Below are 19,134 nucleotides of genomic sequence, written 5' to 3'. Positions count from 1 at the left end.
TTCGTGCGTACAATCACAAGTATGGCTTCCTGCCGGTGTTAAGGTGTAGAAGTGATAAGCAGCAATTAACCACTTAACATGAGGAGGGGCCGATATGGCGTCCAATCAACTAAACGATACAACAGCAGTTCATCCCGGGTTTACCCCGGAAGCAATGGTAAGAGATATTGTCCTTCAGTTCCCTAAGGCAGCCGATTACTTCAAGGCACAGCGGATCGATTTCTGCTGCGGAGGGGCAAAGCCGCTGGCGGAGGCCGCTACTGAGAAGGGGCTGGATGCGGAGGCGATGGCACAGGAGCTCAATCAGCTCCGGCAGCAGCACCCCGTGCTGGAAGAGGATACCGCCTGGAACGATGCTTCACCGGAGGAACTGGTCGATTATATCGTGAACAAGCATCACCGTTATCTGCGGGAGGAGCTTCCGCTGATCAGCCAGAATGTAACCAAGGTGTTCCGTGTACATGGAGAGGATTCCCCGCACCTGGGTGAAATGCACCGTCTCTTCAATACGCTGCGTGAGGAGCTGCTGCAGCATACGGCGAAGGAAGAGGAGAGCGAATTCCCTAAGATGCTGGCTTACTCCCGGAATCCGAGCCAAGAAGGACTCGACGAGCTGCGCGGGCTGCTGCAGGGTCTGGAGGAGGAGCATGACGGGGCAGGGGAGATTCTGCGTGAGCTGCGCCGGGTAACCAATGACTACACACCGCCCGCCCATGCCTGCACAACATACCGCCTGACCTATGCCCGGCTTGAAGAGCTGGAAGCGATGACATTCGAGCATGTGCATCTGGAGAACAATATTCTGTTCCTGCGGTATCAATAGAACGGTTGCCTGTGAGAAGTCCCTTCGGGGATTTTGTAAGGACCATTTTCCACACAAAGGATTTGAGAACAAGCCTTCGATGCGGTATCCTTAAAGAGTCTGGGAGAATACATATTGAAGGCGGTGCCATGGAATGTCCGCGAGATGGATGCGCCTGTTGCTGTGTCTGGTAATCCTTGTACCGGCAGGCGGCTGCGGCCTGGGAGCAGGGGATGCCGGCAGCAGTAACGGGAGCAATGGAATAGAGTTGTCGGTTCTGGTGGGCGAACGTGAGATGGCGGGAAGCTCGGCCAGGCTGTTGAATGAGGCCTATGTTGACGGTATATCGCTGCTGGAGCTGTTCAAGAAGAGCGGTGTGGCGGAATTTTCAGCGGATGGCATGCTGACTGAGGTGAACAGGATCCTGCTGGGTCCGGGGATGGCCTGGAATATCGAGATGAACGGCAAGAAGCTTCCATCCTTGAACAGTACGGTTGATCCGGGAGCATCGATTGTGATGTCAGTGCGGCCGGATACGGTTGGGACAACGCTTCAGCCTGTCATCATCATGGTGAACGGGGGGAGCGAGCAGCCGGAGCTGACCCATTGTCATGTGCTGCCGTTTACCGAGGATCTGTCCGTCAAACTGCTGATGAAGAACAGCGGGATGGTGCGGCTTGCCGAGGATAACCGGACGCTGTTGAATGTCATGGAGTACACTCCGCTCAGCAATGAGGAATGGAGACTAAGGGTCAATGACAAGGCCCTGCTGAGTAACGGTGTGGACATGAAGCTGAAGCCGCAGGACATGCTGGAGATTGCTCTGGTGCTTAGAAATTCATAAATCACTGGGAACTTGAGAGTTACGGGGGAAGAAGTGGCGGATTTCTGTGCTTATGGCATGGAGATCCGTTTTTTTGTATTCAATTTTAATGTGAAAAGTTTCACATCTAATGTGACTGGAATCACCCTTGGTGAGGAATTTCCGGCAGTATAATTCTCCTATCAAGCAAGAGAATGTAGAAATTCATAGTCTCTGAAGGAGGGTCAACCAGTGACAGCAGAAAAACAGAGGTTAGTGCTGATCGGCAATGGCATGGCGGGAGTAGGCACGATTGAGCAGATCCTTAAGCTGGGCGGCGCTTATGATATTACGATTATCGGCAGCGAGCCTCACCCCAATTACAACCGGATTATGTTATCTTATGTCCTTGAAGGCAGCAAAACCATTGAAGATATTATCCTGAACGACCGGCAGTGGTATGAGGATAATCAGATTACTTTGCATACCGGAACGACTGTCGTCAAGATTGATGAGCAGACAAAACAGGTGATGACAGATACGGGCCTTGTGGTTCCCTTTGACAAAGCAATCATTGCCACTGGCTCGAATTCCTTCATTCTCCCTATACCGGGCAGCACGAAGGAAGGCGTTGTCGGCTTCCGCGATATTGCAGACTGCGACGCGATGCTGGCGGCAGCGAAGCAATACCGGACGGCGGCGGTCATCGGCGGCGGGCTGCTTGGTCTCGAAGCGGCAAAGGGCCTGGTCAATCTCGGCATGGATGTCACTGTGGTGCATCTGCTGGAGGATCTGATGGAGCGGCAACTGGATCATACGGCTTCGTCGATGCTCCAGGCTGAGCTTACGCGTCAAGGCGTCAAGTTCGCCATGGGCAAACAGACGGTAGAGCTGACTGGGGACGAACGGGTGAGCGGACTGCGGTTCAGTGACGGCAGTGAGCTGCCTGCTGAATTTGTGGTCATGGCTGTCGGAATTAAGCCCAACGTGCAGCTTGCCACAGACAGCGGAATTACCGTGAACCGCGGGATCGTGGTAGATGATTACCTGCAGACCTCCATGGCGGATGTGTATTCTGTTGGCGAATGTACAGAGCACAGGGGTATCTGTTACGGGCTGGTAGCCCCGTTGTTCGAGCAGGGCATGGTGCTGGCCAAGCATTTGTCGGGTGTGCAGACGGCGGGCTATGAAGGTTCGGTTGTTGCTACCAAGCTCAAGATATCCGGTGTAGATGTATTCTCGGCAGGAGAGTTCACGGAATCTGCGGAGCATACGGTCATTGCGGCGAAGGATGAATGGAAGCGAACCTACAAGAAGATTCTGCTTAAGGACAACAAGATTGTCGGTGCCGTTCTGTTCGGGGATGTGACGGAATCGGCCAGCTTACAGAAGCTTGTAAAAAATAGCACGGAGATGACCGACGGGATCTACGCCGAGGTGATGGGGACAGGCTGCTGCGGCGGAGGTGAAGCCAAGAAAGGGCTGTCCGTTGAAGCGATGGCCGATGAAGAAATTGTCTGCGGCTGCAACGGGGTTACCAAGAAGGCTATTGTGGATGCTGTAACCGAGAATGGCTTCACAACAGTGGATGAAATTAAAGCCTGTACCGGGGCAACCCGTTCCTGCGGCGGCTGTAAGCCTGTGGTCGAGCAGATTCTGCAGTTCGTTCTGGGTGACAGCTTCCAGCAAAGTGCCAAGCAGGGAATCTGTACCTGTACTTCGCTCAGCCGGGATGAGATCGTAGCCGAGATTACGGCGAAAGGCCTTCGCACCACCAAGGAAGTTATGCATGTCCTGGACTGGAAGCAGCCGGAGGGCTGCTCGAAATGCCGCCCTGCCGTGAACTATTATCTGGGCATGATCTATCCTGACACCCATGAGGATGAGAAGGAATCGCGGTTCGTCAATGAACGGATGAGTGCCAATATCCAGAAGGACGGAACGTATACGGTAATTCCGCGGATGTACGGCGGGGTCACCACTCCAGAGGACTTGAAGCGGATTGCGGATGTATCCCTGAAATATGATGTGAAGGTCGTGAAGGTGACCGGCGGACAGCGCCTGGACCTGATCGGGGTCAAAAAAGAGGACGTACCGAAGGTGTGGGAAGAGCTGGATATGCCATCCGGTTATGGCTACGCGAAGTCGCTGCGCACGGTCAAGACTTGTGTCGGCTCGCAGTTCTGCCGCTTCGGGACACAGGATTCGATGGGCATGGGAGCTATGCTTGAACGCAAGTATGAACGGCTGGACATGCCGGCCAAGTTCAAAATGGCGGTGAACGGCTGCCCGCGCAACTGTGCCGAATCCTGCACGAAGGATATCGGAATCGTCGGCAACGACGGCGGCTGGGAAGTGTTCATCGGCGGCAACGGCGGGATCAAGCCGCGCATCGCGGATGCCTTCTGCAAGGTCAAGACCGATGAAGAGCTGGTTGAGGTCTGCTCTGCTGTAATCCAGTATTACAGGGAGACCGGGAACTATCTGGAGAGAACCTCCGAGTGGGTAGAGCGGATGGGCCTGGAGCAGATTAAGACAGTGATTCTGGGCAGTGACGATAACCGTAAGGAGCTGGCGGCACGGATTGATTTTGCCCTGGCCCAGGTTAGTGATCCATGGAAGAGAATGCTGAATGATCAAGGTACACGCACCGCACTGTTCGAACAGACGCAGGTCTAAGTCTTAAGGGAGAGGGAGAGAGCATTATGGAGCTGGGTAACCGCGAATATACCGTAGGAGCAGTGGAAGACTTCCTGCTGCAGATCGGCCGGGTAGTGACTGCGGGAGAGGTGGAATTAGCCATATTCCGCACATCGGATGGTGAAGTTTATGCCATCCGCAATCAGAGTCCTCATCCGAAGGGCGGGCCGCTCGCCGAGGGCATCGTCTCCGGCTATTATTTGTACGACCCATTGTACGACTGGAAAATCGATCTGCGCACCGGAGAGGTTCAGGCACCGGACCGGGGGCAGGCGGAGGTCTATCCGGTCACCGTAGAGAGCGGAGTGGTTAAAGTCACTCTGCCAGCGGCGGCAACCCTAAATTAAAGGAAGAGCAGGTGCGGATATGTTCACGCAGAGCGTAGAGAATATCGTTGAGACAGCTGTAGGCAAAAGAGACAAGATGAATGAGAGCCTGCCTAAGTATTTTCTGGCGGCACTCCTCGCAGGAGCCTATGTAGGTATTGGTATTATTCTGATCTTCTCGCTCGGGGCGCCGCTGGCAGCGATTAAGTCCCCGTTCCAGCCGCTGATTATGGGCGCATCCTTCGGGATTGCCCTGACCCTGGTGGTGTTCGCCGGCTCTGAGCTGTTCACCGGCAATAATATGTTCTTCACAGTAAGCACACTTGCCGGAAGGACTACAATTTGGGATACGCTGAAGAACTGGGCCCTGGTATTCCTCGGCAATGTAGCGGGGGCTGTGGTGCTGGCTCTGCTGATCCAGGGATCAGGCCTCTTCAAGGCCGCGCCTGCCGAGCATCTGATCTTCGCGGCCGCCGCCAAGAAAATGAGCCTGCCGTTCTCGGAGCTGTTCTTCCGCGGCATCCTCTGTAACTGGCTGGTCTGCCTGGCGCTGTGGATGTCCTCACGCGCCAAGAGTGAAGCTGCCAAGCTGGTGCTGATCTGGTGGTGTCTGTTCGCCTTCATCGCCAGCGGCTATGAACACAGCGTTGCGAACATGACGCTGCTCAGCGTAGCGGTGCTGCTGCCGAATCACCCGGAGACCGTAAGCCTCGCCGGCTGGTTCCACAACATGATTCCGGTTACGCTCGGCAACATCATCGGCGGCGGCGTCTTCGTCGGCATGGCCTACTGGCTGATCTCGCCTGTACGGACTCCGCGTGTACAATCTGCTCCTCCGCAGACGAAGAAGGCGAGCTGAATAGGAATGGCCCCGCAGCTGGTAACGGCTGCGGGGCTTTTTTCGTGAAGTAGTGGAGTAATGTATGTGAAAAACCGAATACAATGGACTGGCGCGATGGCGTCCGGGCAAATGTATGCGAAAAAATGAATACATTAGGCTGGTGCTAACGTGCGGGCTCAGATGTATGCGAAAAACCGAATACATTGGGCAGGTGAGGGGGACGGTGGTAAAATGTATGCGGAAAACCGAATACATTCTCCATTCGTTAGGGTAATTTGTTCGGTGGCTATAGAGTATTTAATGGTATATTTATACGTATTTAGCCAAACAGTTCAGAGGAGGGACAGTCCATGTTTCCAGCGCTTAATCCAATTTTTGCTGAAGAATATCAGGGCAGATTATTTACATTTGATGGTGTCGATGGTGCAGGCAAGACCACAATGATTGAAATGCTTGCTGAAAAGCTCCGCAAGGAAGGTAAGCAGGTTCTGTTGACGATGCAGCCCACGCCGGAAATGCGACAGCTTCATATTTTTAAAACCTATATTTATGAGCCCGAAAAACGTCATCTTGTAGATTACAACGCCTTGCAGATGTATATGCTCGCAGACCGCATGCAGCATTATAGAGAAATTATCGAGCCTGCCTTGCGGGAGGGGGCTTACGTGATCAGTGATCGTTACATTTATACTATGCTTGCCACAATGATAGCCCGGGGGCATTCCCCTGAGCCGTGGCTTATTGAGCTGCTTCCATTAATCCGGCAGCCGCATGCAGCATTTCTTATGGATGTCGATTTAGAAACGTGCATTGAACGAATACAACAACGTACAAGCTTTGAAGATTCTTTTGTCGAGCGGGAACATCTGATGAAAAGCCTGAACAGTTACCGGATTGTAGGTGAGCATTATGGAATGCATATCATTTCTTCTGCGGGCTTGGGAATTGAAGCTGCTTTTACCGAAATCGCATTAATTGCAGATAGCCTACTTGATTAAATCCCGTGTAGGTATAGCTCACTGATAAGGAGAGAGACTGTGATGGAAAGCTTTAACCATTTTGGCGTATATGGGATTTGTCAGCGTGACGGCAGACTGCTGGTGATCCATAAAGGAAAAGGCCCATATAGTGGAAGATACGATCTGCCTGGTGGAAGGCTGGAGGCTGGTGAAGCACTGGTAGACGGATTAATTAGAGAGTTTATTGAAGAGACGGGTTACACAGTAAAGGTGCAGCAGAACCTGGGTACCTACGATTTCTTTATCCGGCATAACGAAGATCATTATACGCAAATGCATCATCTGGCAGCCTTGTATCAGGTGGAATTGACCGGGGAAGAGGAGCCTGTTGCTATTTCAATGTTCGAAGAACAGGATTCCCGAGGGGCGGAATGGGTGGATATCACTAGAATAACACTTGAATCAGCTTCTCCTTTTGCCGTATATGCTGCGAGGTTCCTTAGAGGTGAGGAGCTGCCTGTAACACCAGAATACCATGATGACTGGGAAGTAAAAGGTACATAGCATGATCATCGAGCCAGATATTAGGCTGATCCTGCACCTGTTACCAATCTCTGCTCTTATATTCAAGTAGGTGATTGTATTTCCTGCAATAGAAAATGGGTTACTGACCGTAAAATGAGATTCTATTGTATTTCATACAGTAGAATGTTGGGTTTTGGGTGAAAACTGGCCTTAGTTCAACATTCAATTGTGCGGAATACAATAGATTCTATTTCGAAGCCTTTTTAACAGTATTCTACTGTACAAAATGCAGTTACTATCGTTCCAGCGCCTACAGCATCTGAATGAATGCTGTGCGAATGAGACGCTGCCTCTGATGCTATACTTGCGCAGTGAATTCATCGCCAGACATGAAAAAAAGACGCCGTAAAAGGCGCCTTGACCACTCTATTAAATTTCTGGGGTCAGGTATGTTTCAATGAGGTGAATAGAGGGTATTATAGATAGGAATTAAATTCGGCAAATTTCATTAGGACATAGTTCGCAATGGCAGATTTCCTGCAGCATCGGCAGATCCTTAATGACTATCATGCCGTTCTCATACTCCACAGCATCCTTCTTGCGCAGATCGCTCAGCATCCGGTTGACACTCTCACGGGTAGCGCCAATCATGTTGGACAGGTCGGTGTGCGTAATCTTCTTGTTGATGAGAATGCTGTCGCCGGTCTTCTCGCCATAGGTGTTGCCGAGACGGATCAGCGTGGAGCAGAGTGCGCCCGGCTTACCGTACATCATCAGATCGCGGAATTTCGTCTGGGTGAGACGGTGATGAATGCCCATCCACTTCATGAAGTCGATAGCGAAGTCGCAGTGCTGGCAGATGAGAATCTCCAGATCCTTCTGCTCGATCACGCCTACTTCACTCTCTTCAATAACTTCGGCTGTGAAGCTGTGCTTCGTGCTGAAGAACGGGTCAGCCTGACCTACCATGTCGCCGGCCTGATACATATACAGAATCAGTTCCTTGCCTTCATCTGTAGATTTGGTCAATTTCACACGTCCACGCTTGATATAAAACAGTTTATCCGAGAAATCGCCTTCCCAGAACAGGTGTGATCCTTCAGGGACTACACGTTCTTTCATGGTGACCAACAGGCGGTTAAAATTCTGTTCGGAGAAACAGTTTGTATTGCCGCGGGCTTCGATAACATTATAATGTTCCTTTATCATAATCGATATCCCCTTTATTCCCTCAGTTTTTCAGTAAATTTTAAATTAATTATACCTTGAAATTCCTCTTTATGGGTAAGTATTTTCCCCTAAAAGTGTCGAATTTTTAACATTGTGATAATTTTCACTTCATTTGTGTGAGAAAACGCATGTTTTTAGCTCTATCATGGACGAAATCACCTGTATTACAGGATATTATAACAGCTGCCTCTTATTCTGGATAGACCGGAAGAGAAGCAGCTTTTTTTTGCGTACAAATGCACATAACTCGCTTACACGCAGACCTTGGTCCCGGATAGTCTTAGCGATACGCTGGAATGGACGTCCGTGCTTCCGCCGGGAGCGGCGGGGCGGACCGAGCATCTCTTAGCGAAGGAGAGTTCCAATTATGGCAAAAGTAGCAGATCCCTATCTGAAGGTCGATCCCTGGGCAATTATTGAGGAAGGCTTTGATCCGGAACGCAACCGGACTTCGGAATCGATTTTTTCACTGGGCAATGAGTATATGGGGGTGCGGGGGTACGCAGACGAGGGCTACAGCGGCGATTCCCTGCCGGGCAGCTATTTCAACGGATTGAATGAGCAGATGGAGGTCAGCAATCATTATAAGGGCATTATCCGGTCGCTGCGCTACATGGTGAACGGCGTGGACTGGCTGCATACCCGGATTTCAGTGGATGATGAAGCTCTGGATCTGGCGCACTCCCGCATAGAGGGGTACACGCGCAGACTGGATTTCCGGACTGGAACCTACACACGGGAGTTCATCTGGCAACTGGCGGACGGTAAAAAGCTAAAGCTCGGCTTCACGCGGCTGGTCAGTATGACGATGTCCCATCTGGGGCTGCAGCAGATTACCTTCACTCCGCTTAATTTCAATGGTAAGGTAGATATTCGTACTGGCCTTGACTTCGGCATGATCCATGAGGAACACGGTCAGAGTATGTGGAAGGAGCAGCAGCGCGGCGGGGAAGGGTCGGTTACAGCCATTATGGCCAGCACGCTGACAACCGGAAATCAGCTATTCTCGGGCTTTGTCCTGAAGTCTCCGCAGGCGCTGCATACGGAGCTTGTGGAAGATGACCGGTATATCGGGCGGCAATTCTCGCTGAATCTCTCCCAAGGAGAGCCGGCGTCCTTCACGAAGCTTGTGGTCAATGTGACGGGCAGCGGGGCTGCACACACAGCAGACAGTCTCTGGACTGAAGGCATGGAGCTCGCCATGGCCGCTGACCGCCTGGAGGTGCAGGAGGTGTTCGCAGACCAGGCCTCCTACTGGAGCAGCATCTGGACCACCAGCGATATCCGGATTGAGGGCGACCCGGAGAATCAGCAGGGCATCCGTTTTTGCATTTTTCAGCTGTATCAGACGTATCACGGGGATCATCCCGGGTACAACATCGGTGCCAAAGGATTAACCGGCGAAGCTTACCGGGGGCTTGCCTTCTGGGATACCGAGTCCTACTGTCTGCCGTTCTATCTGTTCAATAACCCGAAGGCTGCCCGCAGTCTGCTGGAATTCCGCTATAAAACGCTGCCCCAGGCGCTCCAGCGCGGGAAGGATGTGGATTGCGAGGGCGCATTCTATCCGATTGCCACGATTGACGGGACAGAGAGCTGTGACCTGTGGCAGCATTCCAACCTGCAGCTGCATGTCGGGACGGCGGTCTCCTACGGTATCTGGCATTATGTGAAGAACACCGGCGACCTGGAATTCCTCTACAGCAAAGGCGCAGAGATGCTGATTCAGATCAGCCGTTTCTACGCATCCCGCGGGCAGTGGGGGCAGCGCAGCGGGGAATACGGATATTTCGGCGTGATGGGGCCGGATGAATTTCAGCTCATGGTTAACAATAACTGTTACATCAATCTGATGGCTCAGAAGCTGTTTGAGTTTACGCTGGAAACGGTAGCTCTCATGAAGGCGGAGGCACCGGAGGATTATGCGGCTGTTATAGCGGCAACTGCGCTCCGGGAAGAGGAATTGGCCGACTGGGACCACAAGCGTGCGCATATGAAAATTCCGTTCGATCCCGGCAGCGGCATCTACGAGGAGCATGACGGCTTCTTCGACATGCCGCATCTGGATATTCATTCGATTCCGGTGTCCGAGTTCCCGCTCTATGCCAACTGGTCCTATGACCGCCTGTACCGTTACGATATGATCAAGCAGCCGGATGTGCTGATGTTCATGTTCTTGTACAACGGGCAGTTCTCGCGCGAGGCCAAGCTGGCGAATTATGAATATTATGAGCCGAGATGTATTCATGAGTCCTCGCTCTCGCCGTCTATTCACTCGATTCTGGCCAGTGAAATCGGCAAGCCGGAGGAAGCCTACCGGTTCTTCGAATTCGCTACACGCCTGGATCTGGACAATTATAACCGCAATACCAGAGAAGGCCTGCATACGACCTCGATCGCCGCAGCGTGGATGAACATCGTCTATGGCTTCGGCGGAATGCGCTCTGACGGGGATTGTCTGTCCTTCCGCCCGGTTCTGCCGCAGAAGTGGACCGCCTACAGCTTCCAGGTGACATGCAGGGGTGTACTGCTGGGTATTACGGTGAATACAGATACGGTCAGCTTCAGAGCGGTGAATGGCGGAAGCGCAGAGGTGCTGATCTATGATCAGCGGGTGACCGTAGATGAAGCTGGGATAGAGCTTCCGCTGGCCGAAGGGATGGCTGTGTAATGGACTGGACGGTTAGCGAACAGAGCTTCGAGCCCGGGCGAATTACAGCGAACGGCAACAAATATATGACCGGTAATGGCTACATGGGCTTCCGGGGAGTGCTGGAGGAGTTCCGGAAGGAGCAGCTTGCGGCGGTTACACTCGCCGGGGTATATGACAAGTCGGGCAGCCAGTGGCGCGAGCCGGTGAACGCCCCGAACGGGCTGTATACGGTAGTCAGTGCCAACGGCTGCAAGCTAAGTGTGCTGGAGACCAGGCCGCTGGCTCATACACAGAGCCTGGATCTCCGCTCCGCTATTCACCGGCGGGAGACGGTGTTTGAGATCGGGGAAGGCGAAAGGGTGACTCTGACCGCAGAGCGGTTCGCCAGCATGGATCAGCTCCATCTGCTGGCCGCCAAATGGACCCTGCACTGCACCGCCGATTGCCGGATTGAGATGACGACGGGAATCGATGGCCGGGTGTGGGATATCAACGGCCCGCATCTGCTGGAGCAGCAGAGCGGCTCTGCCGGTGAGGCGCTGCTGTCAACAGCAGTTACCGGGGAGCTGGGGCTGCCGGTGGCGGTGGCGGAGCTTACAGTGTTCGGCTCAGCAGAGCAGGCGAAGCGGGTTGCCGCTGTTATCGAGCTGGATAAGGGAACCGCGCTGCGCCATATTACTATAGAAGCCAAGGCGGGTGAGACCTATACATGGTGGAAATATGCAGCGGTGTACACAGGTCTGGATACGGAAGACAATCCTGCGGAAGGCGGTCCTGATGAGCGGGCGGTGCGGGCCGTCCGGGCGGCCGCCGCTACAGGCTATGCCGGACTGCTGGAGACTCACCGGCGGAAGTGGGAGGAGCGATGGTCGCGCAGCGATTGTGTCATTGAAGGGGACGAAGAGGCGCAGCTTGCGCTGCGCTACAGTATTTATCAGCTGCTGATCATATCGCCTACGCTTTCAGAGAGAGTATCCATTCCGGCGCGCGGACTGTCCGGCCAGGTCTATAAGGGAGCAGTCTTTTGGGATACGGAAATGTTCATGCTGCCCTTTTTCCTGCACAGCGATCCCCGCATTGCCCGCAATCTGATGATGTACCGCATCCACACGCTGGATGGTGCGCGGCGGAAGGCGGCGGAGTACGGATATTTGGGTGCTTTTTATGCGTGGGAGAGCCAGGATTCAGGGGATGATGCTTGCACCCTGTTCAATGTGAATGATGTGTTTACCGGACGGCCGATGCGCACCTATTTCCGCGATAAGCAGGTTCATATCAGTGCAGATGTCGTCCATGGACTCTGGCAATACATTCTTTTCACAGGAGATGACAGCATCCTGGCAGACGGCGGGGCGGAGGTCATCTGGGAATGCGCGCGGTTCTTCTATTCCTATGCTTACTATAATCCTGTGAAGAAGCGTTATGAGATTCTGGATGTGACGGGACCGGATGAATATCATGAGCGGGTGAACAATAACGCATTTACGAGCGCTATGGTTCAGGAGACATTGAAGATCGCGCTCCAGGCCGCCAAGAGGCTGCAGGACAAATACCCTGCCGTGTATAACGGTCTTGCTGAAGCGTATGCGGACGGGCCGTTCCTGGATGAGTTCACCGCGATGCTGGCCCAGCTCTATGTTCCGCAGCCGGACCCGGAGACGCTGGTGATTGAACAATTCGACCGGTATCTGCAGCTGGAGGATGTGTCCCTGGCTGAGCTGAAAACACGGGTCATTCATCCGAATGAATACTGGGGCGGAGGTAACGGGCTTGCTACAACCACAGGAATTCTGAAGCAGGCCGATGTGGTGCTGATGCTGCACCTGTTCCGGGACAGCTTCAGCAGGGAAGTGAAGCGGGCCAACTGGGAGTTCTATGAGCCGCGTACCGAGCATGGCTCCAGCCTCAGCGCGTGCATCTACGCGATGGGTGCAGCGGATATCGGCCTGCCGGACTGGGGATATCCGTATTTCATGCGCACTGCCACCATTGATCTCACCGGGGAGTCGAAGCAATATGTCGGCGATCTCTACATTGGCGGAACGCATCCGGCGGCGAACGGCGGCGCGTGGATGGCAGCGGTGCTTGGCTATGCCGGCCTGCAGTTTGACGGAGAGGCCGCCCGGCTCCAGCCTGCCCTGCCGCAGGGCTGGAGCGCTGTTGAGCTGCCGGTGGTGCTGCGCGGGAACAGCTTCCGGCTGCGGATCAGCCGCGAGGAGATCGCGGTTACGGCAGCGCCGGACAACAGCGAAGCGGTAAGCTTCGCCGGATTCGGCGGTGAGGCTGTGCCTTGCCCGCCCGGTGCTATCCTGGAGTTAGCGCCCCCATCCAATCAGAGAGGAGCATGACCATGATGCTGGAGCATATGAAGGGCGCTATCTTCGATCTGGATGGCGTGATTGTAGACACGGCGAAGTACCATTTCCTTGCCTGGCGCTCGCTCGCCGGAGAGCTGGGCTTCCCGTTCACGGAGGCGGACAATGAGCGGCTGAAGGGCGTCAGCCGGATGCGGTCGCTGGATATTTTGCTGGAGATCGGCGGACGGAGCTTCAGCGAAGCAGAGAAGCTGGCGATGGCGGAGAAGAAGAACCGCCTCTACGTAGAATATATCTCCCAATTGGATGAATCGGAGCTGCTGCCGGGTGTCAGAGCTTATCTGAGCTCGCTTAGGGCGCGCGGCGTAGCTGTTGCCCTCGGCTCTGCCAGCAAGAATGCCGCATTCATACTGGATAAGCTGAATATCGCGGAGCTGTTCGATACGGTGGTGGACGGCAACAAGGTGTCGCGGGCGAAGCCGGACCCCGAGGTCTTCCTGACCGCCTGCCGGGAGCTGGGGCTGGAGCCGCAGGACTGCGTGGTGTTCGAGGATGCGGAAGCCGGGTTAGCCGCCGGGAAGGCGGCCGGCATGTACGTGGTCGGGATCGGCCGGCCGGAGCTGCTGAAGGCGGCGGACCTTGTCATATCCGGATTGCACGAACTGTAAGAGCTTGATAGAATGGCGCTAGAGAGTTCAGTTATTGGCCTCTATTATCTATTCTATTATAGAAGGAAAGCTTGAGGGATGATGATGGAAACGTTGTTGCTATGGCCTGAAGGGGCGCCTGGAGCGCTGGGAGCCGGCGAAGAGGATCAGCCTGCGATTACACCGTATTTAGTGGAAGGCAAGGGGAATGCTGCCGTGCTGGTCTGTCCGGGAGGCGGGTACGCTATGCGTGCCGATCATGAAGGAGGACCGGTGGCCGAGTGGCTGAATACACTGGGCATCTCCGCATTTGTTCTGCGCTACCGTGTAGCGCCTTATCAATACCCGAGTGCGCTGGGGGATGCACAGCGGGCACTGCGTACGATCCGCTTCCGCGCGGACGAATTCGGCATTGACCCGGACCGGCTGGGTATCTTAGGCTTCTCCGCCGGCGGACATCTCGCATCTACCGCCGGGACATCTTATGATCTGGGTAATCCTGAGCATCCTGAGCCGCTGGAGCGGCTGTCCTGCCGCCCGGACTGCCTGATTCTCTGCTATCCGGTCATCTCGATGACCGAGGGTGTCACGCATCAGGGCTCGAAGGACAATCTGCTGGGGGCCGTGCCCGATGCGGAGCTGTCGCTTAAGCTCAGCAGCGAATTCCAGGTGACCCCGGACACGCCGCCGACGTTCCTCTGGCATACCTCGGACGATGATTACGTCCCGGTAGAGAATAGCCTGCTGTTCGCCGCAGCGCTTAGCCGCCATCATGTTCCGTTCGACCTGCATGTCTATGCGCATGGTGTGCACGGGCTTGGCTTAGCCTCCGATGAGCCGCACACCAGAACCTGGACGGAGGCCTGTGCTTCCTGGCTGCAATTGAACGGTTACACCCGGGCTTAAGTATAAGACGGAAGCGTACCAGGCTGCGCCTATGGCGGCGGCCAATCCCCAGTACAGAAGAAGAACGTTCCAGGGCTGCCGGCCGGCGGCGGGACGTTCTTTTTTGTTCAGCTGAAAGTCGATACAAATGAACATCATTTCCATTGAAATAAACCTGTGTAAGCGCTTATAGGTTTGTTAAAATATAAGAACTTATATGTTTCACACGATCATTTATCCTTCTGGAGGTGAATCCAGGGTGCTATCCATGCTTGTGAAGCCCATTGTCAGGCTCAGTGTCAAGCAGCAGCTGATTCTGCTGTTCCTGATTATGATTACGCCTATTCTGATTCTGAACAGCTACGGCAACTACAAGGCGGAGGAGATTCTCAAGCGCCATGTGACCAATGCCTACGTGGAGCTGAACAAGCAGAACTTTGCCATCATTAACAGAGACTTCGATACAGTCAACAAAATCACAACCACCATCATCCAGAATCCGGTTCTGCAGCAGCTCAACATGCGCGGGGACGATACGGTGATGGAGCGCGTGAAGCGTTACGAGACGATTGAGAAGCTGCTTGGCAGCTATTCGCAGGGAGCGGAACGGGGCGACGGCATTTACTACTCGCTGTACGTGTATGATCCGCAGAACTATTACTTCTTCGCTCCCAATTTTCCGCAGGTGAAGAAGGCGGGAGTGTATTTTTTCTCCAAGGAGGAGCGGCCGTTCTGGTTCGACCAGGTCGTGCAGCAGCGGGGGCGCGGCTATCTGATGTTCATGGAGAAGCTGAGCCCGCAGGCAGAGAATCTGAAGACACTGACGTATGTCCGGGCGGTCAATAATATTTACCGGGGGGAAGAGACGATTGGTGTGCTGGTGGTCACGAAGATGGAAGCAAAGATCGGCGAATCGCTGCGGTCGATCTCCCTGCCGGACGGCGAGATCTATCTGACGGATATGGACAACCGCGTGCTGGCCTCGACCACGAATACAACCGGGGAGGTTATCGTGCTGCCGGAAGGACCCGGGGAGGGAGAGCCGGAGGGGACCGAGGACATTATTACGAGTGATTTCATTTATGTCATCAACAACAATCATGCCTTTGAGCAAAAGCTGGTATACAAGGTCCCCGTCAAGTCCCTGCTTCAGCAGCAGAGCGAGATGAAACGTGTGATTCAATACATAACGGTGGCGTACGCGCTGTTCGGGCTGATTATCATCACGTATTTCTGGCGTTCACTGATGACGCCTTTGCAGAAGCTGGCGTTCTTCGTCCGCAAGTATGAGCCCGGCAACCGGGTGCCCGAGACTCCCAGACGGGGGAGCAATGATGAGGTCAGTGTGCTGATTGCCTCCACCTATGATATGGCCCGCAGGCTCAACAGCTTGATTATGTACAAATACCAGATGGAGCTGAAGCAGAAGGAATCCCAGCTGCAGCTGCTCTATCAGCAGATCAACCCGCATCTGTTGTACAACACCCTGGAGAGCATCTATTGGAAAAGCTCGCTGGAAGGCAACGTGGAATCCGCGGAAATGATCAAGGAATTATCCAAGCTGATGAAAATCAGCTTAAGCCGGGGGCGGGAGCTGATCACGCTCGAAGAGGAGCTGGAGCATGCCAGTGCCTACATCAAGCTGCAACAGCACCGCTATGATTATGTGTTCGCCGTCAATTGGACGATTGCACCGGAGACCCGGAGCAATCTGATCCCCAAGATCACCCTGCAGCCCCTGATCGAGAACGCCATTATCCACGGGGTCAAGAATATGGGCGAGGACGGGGAAATCATCATTAGCTCCGTTCTGGAGGAGGACAGGATTGTAATCACCATTGAGGATAACGGGTATAAACCGGTCGATTATCAGGCTATTGCACAGGTCCTTCATGATGACGGCAAGAACCCGGCCGGCGGCTACGGTATCCGCAACATCCATCAGCGCGTGCAGCTGCACTTCGGCGCGGAGTACGGAATCAGCTACGGGCCGCGCGGCGGCGGGGGCACTGTAGTCAAAGTGCTCCTCCCCAAAGTGGAGACAGTAGAGGAACTACAGAGTAGAGGAGAGGAAGACGGTGTTCAATATACTGGTGGTTGATGATGAGCCGCTCATCTGCAAAGGACTCAGCAGCCTGCTGGCTGCTTCCGGGCTGGATATTGACCATATCTACACGGCCAGCAGCGGGCAAGAGGCGCTGGACTGCATTCGTATGGAGGAGATTGACCTGCTGGTCACCGATATTCAGATGGGGGCGATGAGCGGAATCGAGCTGATGCAGCATGCCAAAATGGCGAAGCCCTGGGTGCAGACGATCGTCATCTCGGCGCATGAGACCTTTCAATATGCCCAGATGGCGGTCCGGCTGGGGGCCAGAGATTATCTGATCAAGCCGCTGAACAGCGAGCAGTTCCTGGATTCGGTGCGCAGTGTGGTGCTCAAAATGGATAAGCCGTCGCCGGAGCTGTCCGCTTATATGGACGGCAATGCAGACCGCTTCCGGCTGCAGGAGCCGCTTCCCGAGTACAGCGAGCTGCTGAACAGCCTGCTGACGGACACGGCGGGGGTGTTGGGGGCGGAGATGAAGCTGCGCAAGCTGGATGAGCTTAGGCTGCAGGGGCCGTATTTCGCGGTGATCCGGATCAGACTGCTGCTGGAGGAGGCCCGGCGTGAACAGAGCTATACCGACCGGGATTATGGCCTGCTCCGCTACGCTGCCTTGAATATCGCCAAGGAGCTGCTCGACCAGGAGTGGAATTCTATAGCGTTCTATTCGCCGGAGCAGGAGATTACGGTAATTATTCAGTGGGATGAGCAGAGCTATGACGAGCCGGCAACCGGCCAGCTTAACCGGCTTGAGGTGCTGGGGCGCAGCCTCCATTACAATATTCACCGTTACTTGCAGCTCCGGGCCGTTATCGGCATCAGCCAGATTCTGAAGGGGCTAAGTTTCATGGATGTACTGAACCGGCAGGCCTCGAAGGCGATTCTGTGGAACAAGGAGCATACCGATCATTATGTGTTCTATTACGGGGACTTCAGCTGGAACAACTACGCCGCCGATCCTTCGCCCGAGGAGCTGCATACGCACAATAATCTGATCGTGCAGAAGGCCAAGGAATACATTGACGCGAATTATGCCCAGAAGGGGCTGACCATTCATGAAGTCGCCAGGAAGAACCATGTCAGCCCCAACTACCTGAGCTATCTGTTCAAGAAGAATACAGGCTACAACCTGTGGGAATATGTGATTAAGCTGCGGATGGAGGAGAGCCGGGAGATGATTCTGCATACCGATCTGCGCCGGTACGAGATTGCCGAGCGGGTGGGGTATGAGTCGCCGGAGCATTTCAGCAAGATTTTCAAGAAATACTTTGGGCTCAGCCCCAGCGAACTGAAGAAGTAAGAACGCTTACGATTGCCATAGATATAGACATGTTAAGCCGCTTCCGCATTTCCTACAATGAAGTCAGGCGGCACTTGCTGACAAGTGCTGAAAGACAAGAGGAATGAGGGAGTCCGAATGAACCAGTCTGCTGTATTGCATGACCATCTGCAGGCGGAGCCGGAGCGCAAGGCGCTCAGGCAGAACCGCTGGAAAAAGAATATGTGGGGCCTGCTGTTCCTTGTCCCCGCGCTGATCATCTTCGTTATGTTTATGTGGGTGCCTATTTTCAAAGGGTTCCTGTACAGCTTCTACACGGTCGATTTCGTCAAAGGCAACACCTTTATAGGTCTGGACAATTACGCCAGGGCGCTGACCGACCCCGATGTGCTGATTGCGGTCCAGAACACGCTGTATTATATGCTGCTCTGTCTGGTGATCGGCTTCTGGGTTCCGATTGCTTTTGCCATCGCGATCTCAGAGCTGCGGAGATTCGGCGGATTCGTGCGTGTTGCCGCTTATCTGCCCTATGTTATGCCTGCTGTAGTCCTGTACGGGCTGTGGCGCTGGCTGTATGATCCGGTCGGGCCGATCAATGCCTTGCTTGGCAGTGCCGGGGCGGAGCAGATCGCCTTTCTGACGGATACCCGCTGGTCGATGATCTCGCTGGTCCTCATGGAGACGTGGCAGCAGTTCGGCTCGGGGATGCTGATCTATCTCGCTGCGGTGCTCAGCATTCCCCGTGACTGGTACGAAGCCGCCGAGATCGACGGTGCAGGGGTATGGGCGCGTATCCGCCATATTACTCTGCCGTCCTTGCGCAATCTGATTCTGCTGATGCTGATCCTGCAGATCATTGCCACCTCCCAGGGCTATCAGTCCCAGCTGGCTTTGCTGGACGGAGGACCGAACAATGCTACGCTGACGTATGCTCTGCTTATTGTGAAGTATGCTTTTACCAGACTGGATTATGGTACGGCGACTGCGCTGGGCATGCTGATGTTCGTTGTTCTGGGCGGTTTGGGCATTCTGCAGTTCAAGCTTAACAAGGAGGACAACTAAG

15 protein-coding genes are annotated in these 19,134 nt (G+C 54.2%); 14 read left to right on the top strand and 1 reads right to left on the bottom strand.

The features are described from left to right. The first annotated feature begins 94 nt into the window (after positions 1-94). The 7 genes from ric (at position 95) to MHI24_RS05940 (ending at position 6,994) form a co-directional block, all read left to right on the top strand. Complete coding sequence (gene ric, locus MHI24_RS05970; protein ID WP_340024656.1) at positions 95-823, top strand: iron-sulfur cluster repair di-iron protein; 729 nt, start codon at positions 95-97, stop codon at positions 821-823. Between the two features lie 133 nt (positions 824-956). After that, positions 957-1,646, top strand: a complete 690-nt coding sequence (locus tag MHI24_RS05965) for a hypothetical protein (protein WP_340024655.1) — start codon at positions 957-959, stop codon at positions 1,644-1,646. A 210-nt stretch (positions 1,647-1,856) separates the two neighbouring features. Then, positions 1,857-4,283: a nitrite reductase large subunit NirB gene (gene nirB, locus MHI24_RS05960; protein ID WP_340024654.1), complete on the top strand. Its 2,427-nt coding sequence runs from the start codon at positions 1,857-1,859 to the stop codon at positions 4,281-4,283. Between the two features lie 26 nt (positions 4,284-4,309). Further along, complete coding sequence (nirD, locus tag MHI24_RS05955; protein WP_340024653.1) at positions 4,310-4,651, top strand: nitrite reductase small subunit NirD; 342 nt, start codon at positions 4,310-4,312, stop codon at positions 4,649-4,651. A 19-nt stretch (positions 4,652-4,670) separates the two neighbouring features. Then, a complete protein-coding gene (locus MHI24_RS05950; protein WP_340024652.1) occupies positions 4,671-5,489 on the top strand; it encodes a formate/nitrite transporter family protein in 819 nt (272 codons plus the stop codon). A 332-nt stretch (positions 5,490-5,821) separates the two neighbouring features. After that, complete coding sequence (gene tmk / locus MHI24_RS05945; protein ID WP_340024650.1) at positions 5,822-6,469, top strand: dTMP kinase; 648 nt, start codon at positions 5,822-5,824, stop codon at positions 6,467-6,469. A 42-nt stretch (positions 6,470-6,511) separates the two neighbouring features. Then, positions 6,512-6,994, top strand: a complete 483-nt coding sequence (locus MHI24_RS05940; RefSeq protein ID WP_340024649.1) for an NUDIX hydrolase — start codon at positions 6,512-6,514, stop codon at positions 6,992-6,994. Between the two features lie 450 nt (positions 6,995-7,444). Here the strand turns inward: MHI24_RS05940 and MHI24_RS05935 are convergent, their stop codons facing one another. Beyond that, positions 7,445-8,161 carry a Crp/Fnr family transcriptional regulator gene (locus MHI24_RS05935; RefSeq protein ID WP_340026612.1) on the bottom strand — a complete coding sequence of 239 codons (717 nt, stop codon included), beginning with the start codon at positions 8,159-8,161 and terminating at the stop codon, positions 7,445-7,447. A 391-nt stretch (positions 8,162-8,552) separates the two neighbouring features. Here MHI24_RS05935 and MHI24_RS05930 point away from each other — a divergent pair, with 391 nt between their 5' ends. The 7 genes from MHI24_RS05930 to MHI24_RS05900 all read left to right on the top strand — a co-directional run bounded on the left by MHI24_RS05930 (position 8,553) and on the right by MHI24_RS05900 (position 19,133). Beyond that, positions 8,553-10,856: a glycosyl hydrolase family 65 protein gene (locus MHI24_RS05930; RefSeq protein WP_340024648.1), complete on the top strand. Its 2,304-nt coding sequence runs from the start codon at positions 8,553-8,555 to the stop codon at positions 10,854-10,856. Further along, entirely contained in the window at positions 10,856-13,186 is a 2,331-nt protein-coding gene (locus tag MHI24_RS05925; RefSeq protein WP_340024647.1) for a glycosyl hydrolase family 65 protein, read from the top strand. The genes MHI24_RS05930 and MHI24_RS05925 overlap by 1 nt, the downstream gene beginning before the upstream one ends. A gap of 5 nt (positions 13,187-13,191) precedes the next feature. After that, positions 13,192-13,821 (top strand): beta-phosphoglucomutase, encoded by a 630-nt coding sequence (gene pgmB, locus MHI24_RS05920; protein ID WP_340026611.1) that lies wholly within the window; start codon positions 13,192-13,194, stop codon positions 13,819-13,821. Positions 13,822-13,905: 84 nt separating this feature from the next. Continuing rightward, complete coding sequence (locus MHI24_RS05915; protein ID WP_340026610.1) at positions 13,906-14,706, top strand: alpha/beta hydrolase; 801 nt, start codon at positions 13,906-13,908, stop codon at positions 14,704-14,706. A gap of 247 nt (positions 14,707-14,953) precedes the next feature. After that, positions 14,954-16,786, top strand: coding sequence for a histidine kinase (locus MHI24_RS05910; protein WP_340026609.1), 1,833 nt, complete (start codon positions 14,954-14,956; stop codon positions 16,784-16,786). Beyond that, the gene (locus MHI24_RS05905; RefSeq protein WP_340024646.1) at positions 16,764-18,092 is read left to right on the top strand and encodes a response regulator; all 1,329 of its coding nucleotides are present in this window, start codon (positions 16,764-16,766) and stop codon (positions 18,090-18,092) included. The genes MHI24_RS05910 and MHI24_RS05905 overlap by 23 nt, the downstream gene beginning before the upstream one ends. 117 nt (positions 18,093-18,209) lie before the next feature. Next, on the top strand, positions 18,210-19,133 hold the full coding sequence (locus MHI24_RS05900; RefSeq protein WP_340024645.1) for a sugar ABC transporter permease: 924 nt from the start codon (positions 18,210-18,212) through the stop codon (positions 19,131-19,133). The last annotated feature ends 1 nt before the right edge of the window (position 19,134 follow it).

Source organism: Paenibacillus sp. FSL K6-1096, from assembly GCF_037977055.1.
Lineage (GTDB): Bacteria > Bacillota > Bacilli > Paenibacillales > Paenibacillaceae > Paenibacillus_AQ.
This window is presented reverse-complemented; position numbering and strand designations above follow the sequence as displayed.